General features: G+C 70.4%; 16 protein-coding genes and 1 pseudogene. 13 read left to right on the top strand and 4 right to left on the bottom strand.

The window, feature by feature from the left end; all coding sequences use genetic code 11:
* Positions 1 to 200: 200 nt before the first annotated feature.
* The 10 genes from IEY73_RS30225 (at position 201) to IEY73_RS30270 (ending at position 8,047) form a co-directional block, all read left to right on the top strand.
* Positions 201 to 470, top strand: a complete 270-nt coding sequence (locus IEY73_RS30225; RefSeq protein ID WP_229716299.1) for a hypothetical protein — start codon at positions 201 to 203, stop codon at positions 468 to 470.
* A 150-nt stretch (positions 471 to 620) separates the two neighbouring features.
* Positions 621 to 1,454: a helix-turn-helix domain-containing protein gene (locus IEY73_RS30230; RefSeq protein ID WP_189082756.1), complete on the top strand. Its 834-nt coding sequence runs from the start codon at positions 621 to 623 to the stop codon at positions 1,452 to 1,454.
* Between the two features lie 11 nt (positions 1,455 to 1,465).
* A complete protein-coding gene (locus IEY73_RS30235; protein WP_189082757.1) occupies positions 1,466 to 2,032 on the top strand; it encodes a DUF6879 family protein in 567 nt (188 codons plus the stop codon).
* Positions 2,033 to 2,549: 517 nt separating this feature from the next.
* Positions 2,550 to 4,628: a hypothetical protein gene (locus tag IEY73_RS30240; RefSeq protein WP_189082758.1), complete on the top strand. Its 2,079-nt coding sequence runs from the start codon at positions 2,550 to 2,552 to the stop codon at positions 4,626 to 4,628.
* A 108-nt stretch (positions 4,629 to 4,736) separates the two neighbouring features.
* A complete protein-coding gene (locus IEY73_RS30245) occupies positions 4,737 to 5,339 on the top strand; it encodes a hypothetical protein (protein ID WP_189082759.1) in 603 nt (200 codons plus the stop codon).
* 12 nt (positions 5,340 to 5,351) lie between these two features.
* A complete protein-coding gene (locus IEY73_RS30250; protein ID WP_189082760.1) occupies positions 5,352 to 5,669 on the top strand; it encodes a hypothetical protein in 318 nt (105 codons plus the stop codon).
* A 5-nt stretch (positions 5,670 to 5,674) separates the two neighbouring features.
* Positions 5,675 to 5,965, top strand: a complete 291-nt coding sequence (locus IEY73_RS30255; protein ID WP_189082761.1) for a hypothetical protein — start codon at positions 5,675 to 5,677, stop codon at positions 5,963 to 5,965.
* A 106-nt stretch (positions 5,966 to 6,071) separates the two neighbouring features.
* Positions 6,072 to 6,887 carry a ParA family protein gene (locus tag IEY73_RS30260; RefSeq protein ID WP_189082762.1) on the top strand — a complete coding sequence of 272 codons (816 nt, stop codon included), beginning with the start codon at positions 6,072 to 6,074 and terminating at the stop codon, positions 6,885 to 6,887.
* A gap of 278 nt (positions 6,888 to 7,165) precedes the next feature.
* Positions 7,166 to 7,360, top strand: coding sequence for a hypothetical protein (locus tag IEY73_RS30265; protein WP_229716300.1), 195 nt, complete (start codon positions 7,166 to 7,168; stop codon positions 7,358 to 7,360).
* Positions 7,361 to 7,552: 192 nt separating this feature from the next.
* On the top strand, positions 7,553 to 8,047 hold the full coding sequence (locus IEY73_RS30270) for a hypothetical protein (RefSeq protein ID WP_189082764.1): 495 nt from the start codon (positions 7,553 to 7,555) through the stop codon (positions 8,045 to 8,047).
* 81 nt (positions 8,048 to 8,128) lie between these two features.
* Here IEY73_RS30270 and IEY73_RS30275 read toward each other — a convergent pair whose 3' ends face one another.
* The 3 genes from IEY73_RS30275 to IEY73_RS30285 form a co-directional block, all read right to left on the bottom strand.
* Positions 8,129 to 8,347: an ABC transporter ATP-binding protein gene (locus tag IEY73_RS30275; RefSeq protein ID WP_189082765.1), complete on the bottom strand. Its 219-nt coding sequence runs from the start codon at positions 8,345 to 8,347 to the stop codon at positions 8,129 to 8,131.
* A gap of 74 nt (positions 8,348 to 8,421) precedes the next feature.
* The gene (locus tag IEY73_RS30280; RefSeq protein ID WP_189082766.1) at positions 8,422 to 8,610 is read right to left on the bottom strand and encodes a hypothetical protein; all 189 of its coding nucleotides are present in this window, start codon (positions 8,608 to 8,610) and stop codon (positions 8,422 to 8,424) included.
* On the bottom strand, positions 8,607 to 9,440 hold the full coding sequence (locus IEY73_RS30285) for a sigma-70 family RNA polymerase sigma factor (RefSeq protein WP_189082767.1): 834 nt from the start codon (positions 9,438 to 9,440) through the stop codon (positions 8,607 to 8,609). Before IEY73_RS30285 ends, IEY73_RS30280 begins: the two co-directional genes overlap by 4 nt.
* 263 nt (positions 9,441 to 9,703) lie before the next feature.
* On the opposite strand from IEY73_RS30285, the gene IEY73_RS30290 reads away from it, so the two are divergent.
* Positions 9,704 to 9,877: a hypothetical protein gene (locus tag IEY73_RS30290; protein WP_189082768.1), complete on the top strand. Its 174-nt coding sequence runs from the start codon at positions 9,704 to 9,706 to the stop codon at positions 9,875 to 9,877.
* Between the two features lie 14 nt (positions 9,878 to 9,891).
* Here the strand turns inward: IEY73_RS30290 and IEY73_RS30295 are convergent, their stop codons facing one another.
* Positions 9,892 to 10,215, bottom strand: a complete 324-nt coding sequence (locus IEY73_RS30295; protein ID WP_189082769.1) for a hypothetical protein — start codon at positions 10,213 to 10,215, stop codon at positions 9,892 to 9,894.
* A gap of 176 nt (positions 10,216 to 10,391) precedes the next feature.
* On the opposite strand from IEY73_RS30295, the gene IEY73_RS30300 reads away from it, so the two are divergent.
* Positions 10,392 to 10,640, top strand: a complete 249-nt coding sequence (locus IEY73_RS30300; RefSeq protein ID WP_189082770.1) for a hypothetical protein — start codon at positions 10,392 to 10,394, stop codon at positions 10,638 to 10,640.
* 152 nt (positions 10,641 to 10,792) lie between these two features.
* Positions 10,793 to 10,997, top strand: a pseudogene (locus tag IEY73_RS30305) (hypothetical protein); the annotation flags it as partial.

Consider the following 10,997-nt stretch of genomic DNA (forward strand, 5'->3'; position numbering starts at 1 on the left):
CGGACGGGAAGGGACGATGCCGCCAGTTGCGCGTTAAGCGATGCCGTCCGCTCCAACGCTGCTCGCAATCGTGCAACTTGTCAAGCTAATCATGCAACTTGCTAGGATCATGCGCGCCAGGAAGTAGTCCAACACGCGGATCCAGCTCGGCTTATGCACGGAAGGAGGGGATCGACTGTGCAAATGCACCAACCGGTGCGATGATCCAAGGACAGCTCGTCAATCCGGACGGAAGGCTCGACATGGATGAGATGACCTTGGAGTTCCTGTTCAAGGACTGGAGCTCCGGCGGCGGTGGGTGCCCCGCGGCGTATCGCACGGACCGGGACACCTTCGTAATCCAGGGCTGGCAGCTCTCCGATGGCGCGACGGGCCAGCTGCGGCAGCTGGCCTCGAACGAGGCAGGGGTTGAGATCCCGGCCAACATCATCGATCAGCTCGTGGAAGCCAGACTCGCTGGCAAGATCTGACGCCTGCCGAGTCCCCAGGCCCGTCACCGCGGGCCTGGGGACGGCGACCACACTCATCTAGCGTGGCCGGATCTTCAATCCCATCCCTCGGGGCTACGACCTGGCAGTCCACGAACCCGAGGAAGCGAGAGCAGGATGAAAACCCCACAGGTGACCGAGCTGCTTACCAGCCACGACGGGCTGGCAACTCGGCTGCGCACCGCCCGCGGTGAGATGCCTGCCAAGCAGCTCGCTGAGACCCTCGATTGGCACCAATCCAAGGTCAGCCGGATCGAGGGTGGAAAGCAGCTGCCCACAGGCGATGAGCTGGCGTTATGGGCAGCCGCGACAGGCGCTAGTGATCTTCAGTTGGAGCAGTGGCGCGCAATGCTCGCCGAGGCGCAGCAGCTGCGTACCAACTTCGATCGCCGGTTCCGCGACGGCCAGCAGCCAGTGCAGACCGCCTACAACCAGCTGATCGAGTCCTGCACAACATTCCGATTCGCCGAGATGGTGTGGATTCCCCGCTTCCTCCAGACCCCGGACTACACGAGGGCTGTCTTGCAGCTACTGCACGCAAAGTACGGCTCCGTCGACGACGTCGCGGAGGCCGTTGCCACCAGGCAAGCGAGCGTCCGCTATCTCTACGAGCCGGGACGGCAGTTCGAGTTCATCCTGCACGAAGGCATCCTTCGCTCAGGCTGGCCGACACCCGAGATCATGCAGGGCCAATTGACGCTGCTGCAGGCCGCCATAGGTCTGCCCAACGTGCGTCTAGGCATCTATCCCTTGGGTCAACGCGTCGGTCAGCCGATGACCGGCTCCTTCGAGCTCTACGGCGATACCTGCTACGTCGACATCGTGATCGACGACGAGAAGCGGACGCTCGCCGAAGAAGTGGCCAAATTCAACAAAGAAATGGACTCCCTGTGGGAGTCCGCGGTGGAGGGTGATAGCGCTCGGGCCATCATCAGCGACGCAATGCAGCAACACCGCAGCGCCTGAAGGAGAAGATCATGCGACGTATCTTGACCGACGCCGGCCCAGAGACCGAGTTCTGGCAGCAGCTGCGCGACTACCAGTCGAGCGCTTGGCGATTCGAGCAGCAACGGCAGTACGACATCGGCTACGAAGAAGCCCAGCTCCGAGCCTTCCTGGACGGACACCCAGAGTCGCCGCTCGAAAATCCCGAGCTCGGCGCGTGGATGCACCAGGTGGCTGCTCAGAGGGCCGCCGGCAAGACGATTGGTCGGATTCGCATTGTCGACTCCCCGATCACCGACTATCAGCGCTGGATGGCCTGGATGGACAGGTGGAACGTCGAAGCCGGTGAACAGATCGACTATCTGCCACGGACTGCGCTTGCCCAGATTCCGCCGGCGCCGTTTGGTGACGCCGACTGGTGGCTGTTCGACGAAGGCACGCCAGACGCGCGGGTCATGATCATGCACTTCAACGAAACGGGCTACCGCCATCTCGTCGAGCTGGAAACGGACCCTGCTGCCGTAGCCGCCGCCGCAGACTTCCGGCGAGAGGTCATCGAGCTCGCTCACGGTCAAAAACACGGCCAAAAAGCCGCCTGAACTGTGAACCTGTGGCGCCTTCGAGACAGCTGGAGACAGCTTGCCAGCGCGCCGACGCAGATGGTTGGTTGGCGTCGGGCCCAATGTGGACCTTGTCAGAAGGTCGTCGCTCCAGCCCGTACAACAGCGTGTCGATGCCCGGTTTTATACCGGGTGCGACGTACGATCCGCCGGTAGCACTCTGTGATCTAGGGAGAGCCCACAAGCCAGACAGCTAAGTCCATAGCAAAAGCAAAGCCCCAAACCCCCTGTCGTTTGGCCGCGCACCAGGGATTTGAGGCTCTTAAAGCTCGGAGGCAACCATAACACCCACCTCCGGGCGGGTGCTTTTTTTGTCTCCGAATCGCCGTGGGCGTGTCGGCATGCTGCCGTGCGCTCTGGTTCGGAAGTGCCCGCCTGCTCTTGTCACCGCCCCCGCCGGCCTGGTCCGGCGCGTGGCGAGTTCACCCCGGTTGAGCTGGGGTTCTGTACGCGCCTGGCTGCGTGATGCGCTTGGTGACGGCGTGGGAGTCGCGTCGTGACCGCGCTGCGGGAGCCGGTTTTGCCGGTTGTGGCTGTGCTGCCCTCGCCGGGCTGGTGCACGCCGTGCGCGGCGGCCGGTGAGCAGCGGCCGGCGGCGGATCCGCGCTGGGGTTCGGCGTGCCGGGATCATCTGCGGCTGTTGCCGCCGCGGCCGGCGTTGCCGGGGCAGCTGGCGCTGGTCGACGTCGACCGGGTGCCGCGGATGCTGCAGGCCGGCTACGAGACCGGGCTGCGGGTGCCGTGTTCGCCGTGCGCGGCCGCCGGCCGCGACCAGTGGGGCATGCCGGAGCGCATCGAGGGCGATCCGACGCCGCTGTGCCTGGAGTGCTGGCGCCGGCGCGAGCGCCAGGCCGGCCGCCGCGGCCGGGCCGACGTCGAGCCGATCGAGTGGGTCGAGGACCTGCCGGTGGCGTGCGCGGCGTGCGACAGCCTCGATCCGGATCCGGATCCGGGCTGCTGGCTGTGTGGCTGGTCGTGGCTGGCCGACGCGGACGCCGAGAACGAGCGGTGGCTGGCCGAGCAGCAGGACGCCGTCGACGAGCAGTTCGCCCGGCTGGCAGCCCGCGAGCAGGCCGCGGGCCGGGTGGCCTGGCTGACCGGCTGGGTGCAGCGGTTGCGGCAGGTCCTGGCCGCGTACGCCGATCCGGATCGCCGGGGCGCCGCGGTGTCGCCGCGGTGGGGCCGCGCGGTGGAGCTGCTCGCCGACGCCCTGGCCCGCGATGCGCTCGAGCGCGCGGCCGGCACGGCCCGGGGCCGGCCGTCGGCGTTCCGGATGGTCGCCGCGGTGATGGCCGTCGACGCCGACTTCCGCAGCGGCCGGCGGGCGATGCCGGGCCGTGAGCAGTGCGCGGAGCTCGCCGGCGTGAGCGAGCGGGCGGTCAGCACCGCCTGGGCTCGCGGGGTGGCCATCCGCGCCTGGCGGCGCACCGTGCTCGGGCGCCGGCTCACCCTCGCGGAGCGGATGGAGACCGGCCGCGGCAACGACCGGGCCGTCTACGACCTGCGCCCTGTGCACCGCAGCGCCGACCCCGCGGCCCGCGACCGGATGGTCCCGGCCGCCCTGGCCGCCCTGGACGAGCTGCTCGGCTGGGGGCAGCAGCTGCTCGTCGACGCCGAGCGCGCTCTGGACGCCCACGACGCCCCCTACCGCGGCACCGGGCGGGCCCCGGACGCCGCCACGATCGCCACCAGGGCCGAGCGGGTCCGGCTGCGCCAGGCCGTGGCCGCCACCAGGACCGCCGCGACCACCCTGGCCAGCCATCTGAGCACAGCGAATATCTGCACCCCCCACACGGTGTCTAGAGGTGAGTGCGTTAGCTCCTGCTTAAGGGGTTTGGCCTCTACCTTCGTAGATTGCGGAACTCTGGGCACTCGTCGGCGGCCGCGCCGCGGCCGAGGGAAAGGCGAAGGCGGCGCTTCGCGCTCATCGACGAGGACCCCTCGCGCTGATCTTGACGGTGGCGGGTCCGTCGTGGCCCGGCCGGATGGCACACACCCCGTACGGCATCCTAGGACGCCCTACCGCGAGGGCGGTCCGTCACCCGTTAACGGTGTTTTTGGGCCGGAAGCTACGCCCGGGCCGCGGCGCCGGCGGCGCCCGGAGTGGCACGACTGGGCGTACCGGCTGGCCCTCGCGCTGCGCGAGCTGTGGACGTGGCTGCGCTACGAGCCGTTGCACCTGGTCGCGGCCACCCTGGGCGCCCGGCTGGGCCCGCGGTGGAGCGCGGGCGACGTCGTGGACTTCGTCACCCGGGTCCGGGCCGGCCGGCCGCTGCCGGTCGACCTGCACACCCCGGTCGGGATGCTGCGCGAGCTGCTGGAGGACGCGCTGACCGGCGAGCTGCAGCCGCCATACCCGGCCCGCCGGCACACCGAGCACCAGCACGAGGTGGCCGAGCGCCGCCGGGCGGCCTCGGTCGCGGCGGCCGCGGCGCGGCGCGCGGCCGCCGAAGCCGCCCGGGCCGAGCACGCGCAGCAGAACGCGATCGCCGTCCGCGATCGCGGCGGCCCCGGGCTCGCGGCCGCCCGCGCGATAGCGGCCGCGGCCGCCAACCACTCCGGCGGTGCGAAGTGACGAACTCCCGAAGTAACAGAGTCTGTAAGTTGCCTGTTCCGGCGTTCATCGACTCGATACACGATATCGAGTATCGTGACGCGGAAGGCAGCGACAGGAGGGCGAATAGTGAGCATGATCTTCTACCCGGACGGCTGGGAACTGGCCGTCGACAACCCCGGTTTCGGTGAGCTGATCGTCATCGCCGATGAGGAAATCAGCCCCCGCCTGATCAACGGCGAGTGGCGGGCGGAGCTGTACGGGGCCGCGATCGGCACGTTCCTGGCCCAGGTCACCAACCGGGCGCTCGGGCTCGACGACAGCGAGCACAGCGGCACCCCGCTTCCCCGGTTCCTGACCGCCGAGGTGGCCCGGGACGTGCTGCCCGCGCTGCAGCGGGCCGTGCTGCTGGCTACCGCGGGCACCGATCGGTTCGAGAAGGTCTTCCCCGACGCCGGCGAGCCGCCGACCAGGCCGATCTGCGCGCGCTGCAACATCGGCAGCCCCTACACCTCGGAGGTCGCCGTGTCCGAGTGGTGCGCGCAGTACGGCCACCGGGCGTTCGGCGCGAGCGGATCCCGCTGGGAGCACGCTCAGGAGATGTACCAGCTCGACCTGGACCGGTGGAATCGGGCCGAGGCCCGCCGGCGGGAGGACGAGGCCCTCGCGGCCGCCCTGGAGCCCGCGGCGATCGACCTGGCCGCCGCCCGCCGCGCCCGGCGCGGGAATTGAGAGGGGACGTCGATGCCCGCCCCGAAGAACCCCAACGTCACCAGCGCGGCTGCCGCCCGGCGCCGGATCGGCGACCTCACCGCATCGAACCGACTCACCGCGGCCGGCTACCTCGTGCTGTCCCCCGAGGACCTCGCCCAGCTACCGGCGAGCCTGCGGGCCGAGCTGCACCGTTGGCTGGCCCGGGCGGACGACCACGTGCCGCACGGCCTGCCGGCACCTGTGGTCGGTCACGACCGGGTGACCAACGTGCCGTTGTGTGAGCACGGCGACGATGCCGCGGCCTGCCAGCTGGCGCACCGCCGGACCTCCGACGCACTGAGAGGATGACCGTCATGAGTGACGGACTCGAGGAACGTGTGGCCGCCATCGAGGAACGGCTGCGGATGGAGTCCGGGCTGCGCGCCTCCGGCGACCGCGACCTGGGCGACATGGCCCAGACCGTCCGCGCCCAGCACCACCTGATCCAGGCGCTGTCGATCACCCAGTCGCAGCACACCGAGCTCCTGCACGCCCAGGGCGACGCGATCGAGGCGCTGCGCCGTGAGCACACCGCCAAGCTCGACCAGATCATCACGATGCTGACCAGCCTGATCGACCAGCCGGGCGGCCCGGCCGGCCAGTAGTCACCCGATCGCGCGCCGACTCCCTGTTTCGCACGCCAAGCGGTACGGTCCCGATCGTGGACTCCGGCACTTCCGAAGTCCCGAACTTCGGAAGTCAGGAGATCAGATGCCCTATCGCGTGGTGATCGGGAACAACAAGGGCGGCAGCGGCAAGACGGCGACGACGGTCAACCTGGCCGCCGCGCTGGCCGAGGCCAGCCACCGGGTCCTGGTCGTCGACATGGACCCGCAGGCCAACGCCAGCCGCCGGCTGGGCCGGCCGTTCGATCCGGCCGAGCCGGTGGCCACCACCGCCGAGGTGGTCAAAGCGGGCGCGGATCAGGAAGGCGTCGCCGCCGCGGCGGTCGTGGCGTGTGGCTGGGACGGCACGTACGCCGAGCACATCGACCTGATCCCCTCACGGTTCGACCTGGAGAACCGGGTCAGCGAGGCCGGGGTGCTCGGCGCCGTCGGCCGGCTCTACACCGCCCTGTCCGGCGTCGACGACGACTACGACGTCACCCTGATCGACTGCCCGCCCAGCCTCGGGCACCTCACCCAGCTCGGCATGGCGGCCGCCACCCACGCCCTGTGCACCGTCGAACCGGAGTTCGACGGCGTCGACGGCGCCGTGCGCTTCCGCGACTTCATCGCCAAGCACGGCCCCAGCCTGCGCCAGCCCGGCGCGGCGGCCGAGCTACGGATGGCCGGCTTCGTCGTCACCCGCGTCCGCTCCCAGATGACCGCGCACTCCTACCAGATCGAGGGCCTGCCCGACCTGTTCGGTGACCTGCTCTGGAGCCCGCAGATCCCCGAGCGGGCCGCGATCAAGGACGCCGCGGACATCCCCACGTCGCTGCGCACGCTGGGCACCGGCCCGGCCCGCGAGATGGCCGCCGTGTTCGCCGAGCTCGCCAAGCAGCTGCTGGCGGTGCAGCGGTGACCGCCGGTCGCGGTGGCCGCCTGCAGCGCAGCCGGCCCGGTGGCGGCGCCGCTCCGACGCTGACACCCACCGTCGAGTCCCCCATCGTCGGCACTCCGCCGGTACCTCCAGCAGCGGACCGACAGACAACCGAAGTACCGGACTCCCGAACTCCGGAAGTTGCAGAGTCACGGCCGGCCCGCCCGCGGAAGCCGGCCGCCCGGCGACCGGAACCGGACGTCGACGTTGACGTGGGGCCGCGTTACCTGCAGCTGGTGCGCAAGGAGTCCCGGCTACGGATGGACCAGGTCGACGCGCTCGCCGTGCTCACCCGCCAGCTCGGACGCCGACGGACCCAACGCGGTGGCGAGCGTCTGACCGACAACACCCTGATCCGGATCGCGGTCGACCTGCTGCTCGACCGAGCCGAGCAGCTGCGTGGCAACACCGAGGACGAACTGCTCGCCTCACTCAAAGAATCAACCGACCGCTGATCCGCCATGCTCGGCACTGCCGGACTCTGTAAGTCTGTGAGTCCGCGCCTCCGGCGCCTTACGGCGCCGGGCCAGGCGCGGACCTGACAGACCCCTCCTGACCCCGGTATCGAGGGCGACGGAACGCAGCTGACCGACGCAGAAAGTGTCCAATTGACTACCTAGAGCATTCATGCGGCATCATCGATGTCTATGACGCTGTTTGACCGTGGCCCTGCTCGCCAGCCTCAGCCCTGGCCGTACGACCTCAGCCGGGAGGGGCCGTCCTTTGCCGTGATCGGCCTCGGGATCGTCAGCTTGTTCGTGGTGATCTCGGTGACCATCTACCAGGGCACCCTCTACAGCGGCGCGGGCGCTCACGATGTAGGTGGAGCGGCAGCTTTCGCGGGCCTGCTGCTGGTCGCGTTGCTGCTAATGGGCGCGGCCAGCCTGTACCGCTGGGGGTTCCGCCGGCGGGCGATCGCCGTATTGGCCGGCGCGGCCGGTGTCCTCAGTCTCGCCTTCGCCGTGCTGGCCGCGGTGGTCGGCACAGACGGCTGGCTGGCGTGCGTGCTGTCGGCGATCGTCGGTCTGCTCCCGGCGATCGTGCTGGCGGCCTGGGCGACCGCACTGGCGCGCTACTTGCCGATGTGGTGGTCCGGGTGGGGACTGCCCGAGCAGTCCGGTAGTACCGGCGGCACCGATTGACCGCAATGCGAGTGTGGGAAAACGACGAGCCCTCTCCCCTGGCCGAGGGGAGAGGGCTCGCTGTGTGGAGGGGTCAGAGCGTCAGACGCGCTGGGTGATCGTCGTGCCCGGGTGCCGGGCCGCGGTGGCCGCGGTGACGAACCGGCCGGTGCTGGCGCTGCGGTTGACGGTGTGGCTGTTGCCGGTGCCGCGGCCGACGCGCTCGGTGGTGGTGGTCCGCGGGGAGCGGGCCGCCGTGCGGGCGCTGACGAACCGGCCGGTGCCGGCGCTACGGGACACGGAGCGAGAACCTCGAGCCATGTGGATCAACTCCTTGGAGGGATGCGGTCCCGGTTGGACCGCGCTCGCCAAAGGCATAAGTACCGGTAGGCCGGTTATCCCCCAACTTTCCGAGAAAAACTTTTCGTGCTGGTATGCCGGGCGGGGTAGGCGGCGGCCCGGGTGACGATCGCGCGGGCGGTGGCGTCGGAGGTGCGGGCACGCATCTTGCGGGCGTCGGCGGTGCCGAGCGAGGACCGCTCGATCCTGGTCTGGATGGTGGGCTTCGGCAGGGGGTTGGTCATGCGATTCCCTTCCTGGTCGTGGCGGCGGGGCGGTAGTAGTTCAGGGTCCGCTCGACGGCCTTGACCGTGGTGCCGAGCCGCAGGGCGATCTCCTGCTGGCTCCAGCCGGCGGCGGTCAGCACCATGATGGTGCGGGTCCGTTCGGGCAGCCGGGCGAGCCGGGTGTCGATCTCCTGGCGGATCACGGCGAGGTCGGCGGGATCGGTGACGGCGCCCTCGCCGGCCGGCCGGTCGAGGAAGCCGAGGTCGTCGACGAGCATCACGTTGGTGGTGGCCTCGGTGCGCAGCCAGGCCCGGTAGATGTTCGGAAAGCGGATCAGGCACTGGCCGATGAAGTACGACTTGATCGACGCGCCGCGGTTGGGGTTCCACTGCCCGCGCATCAGGACGTTCTCCCGGAAGTAGTGCAGGGACTTGGCCACGGTCTCGTTGGCGAGTTCCTCGGCGACGTCGGGCCGGGTCATCGCCCCGGGCGGCGGCTCTTCCAGGCCGCCCAGGCCGCGGTCGCGGCACTTGCCGAAGATCAGGCCGCGGCGGACCCAGGCGGTGATGACGGCGTGGCCGTAGCGGACGAGCTCGTAGGCGAACCGCTCGTAGTCGGTGCCGGTGAAGCCGTTGAGCGCCAGCCAGGTGACCAGGTCGGCGTCCTCGGCCAGGCGCTCGCGGCGGCGCAGCGCCTGCATCGTCTCCTCGAGCTCGCGGTCCTCGGACGTGCCGGTGAACTCGTCGAGCCAGCCGGTGGGGACGGAAGCATCGACGCCGCGGGCCGACTTCCGTTCTATGCCGTAACCCGCGGCGCCGCCCGATTGCTCGTCGGCTCCCGGCTGCATGGCGCCCTTCTCGATTCAGGCTGACGTCCACTGAAAGCCTTCAGAGGACGCCATCCTTCTAAGTGCTGGCAGGGCGGCTACCCCCCAACCTTTTCTCAAGTTTTTTTTGACCTGCTGTTTCCGCAGGTCAAAGGCTATCCGGAACTGTCCGATGCGGGCACCTGGCCGACGACGGGCTTGGCAGCGGGGAGGCCGCGGCGACGGTGCCAGGTCAGAGCCTTCCGGGAGCCGCCCGAAGGCCCGGCCCGACAAGGACCCCCACCGTGATCGACCCCGATCAGATCACCGAGGCGCTGCGCCTCGCCCAGGCCGCCGCCACTCTCGCCCTGACCCTGCTGGCCGCCCGCCGGCGGCGCGGGCCGGCCGAACCGCCGCGCTGCCCGCACTGCTCAGCCCCGCGCCGTACGCCGCAGCGGCGACGCCCGCGCCGCCGGTGACCCGGTCGCCATGCTCAGCCGTGGCCCGTCGAGGCGCCCGGGGTGGCCCGGGCCGCCGCCGGCCGCTGCCAGCCCCAGCGCCGCACATCCCAGCGGCCGCCGTCGACGCCCATCGCGTACAGCGCGTCGGCCGCGCCGCACGCCTGCTCCGGAGTGCCGAACGTGTTCTCCGCGACGTGGCTGCTGTCCCAAGGCAGCGCCATCAGATGCACGCACCATCGGCCGTCGGGCAGCTCACACAGCCGCACCAGGTACTCCGCACGCTCACTGTCGCCGTCCTGCGCCAGATAGGTCGCGGACTCCCGAACCCGCCGCTGCTCCTGGTAACTCCACTCCACGCCCGTGACGTTATCGCACAGGTGTTCGACCTATTGGGCGTTGCTAGGGCGCTACCAGCGCCTCATTTCTGATCGCAAAACGAGAACCGGCCACCTGTTGGCGCAGGTGAGCGGGTGGCAACGCCCGCTACGGGTTGACGGCAGCGTTACCAGCCGCGGCCGCGTACGGTCGGCCCGTGATCGACGATGCCGAGCTGGCCGCCGCGATCGCCGGCCGGGCGCACTGGCAGCTCGACGAGCTAGGCGCCGTGTACGCGCCGCCGGGCGCGGCCGCGCACGTGCGTGTCCGGCCGGTCCAGGCGCTGGCGCGGGCCCGCGAGCGCTACCTGGTGTCGGTCATCGCCGGCGACGTCGCCCGGCAGTCGACACCGATGCCCACCGCGGCGGCCGCGGTCGTCTGGGCCGAGCGCCGCAACCTCGCCTGAGCCGGCGGAGCAAGATGTGCTCCGGGTTACCGGAGCGGGTGGCCGACCGGGCGCGGTCGACCCCAAGCGAGGCCTGCGGGGCCGGGCGTACGCCGCGGCGCTCGAGTCGCCGCTAACGCCGCCACCAACCCCGGCCCGCCACGCTCGACGGCGTGAGCAGCACAGCGCAGCACGAGACACCGCCGACCGGGCGGGGACGCGATCGGCGACACCAGTACCCGGGCCGGCCCGGGCGCATTGCCCCGCGCTTCACCGAGCAGGAGACCGCCGAGCTCGCCAAGGCGGCGGCCGCCGCCGGTCTGACGCCGACCGGGTTCCTCGCCGAGGCCGGCCTGGCCGCCGCCCGCGGCATCGAGC

It is taken from the genome of Mangrovihabitans endophyticus (assembly GCF_014646155.1).
Classification (GTDB): domain Bacteria; phylum Actinomycetota; class Actinomycetes; order Mycobacteriales; family Micromonosporaceae; genus Actinoplanes; species Actinoplanes endophyticus.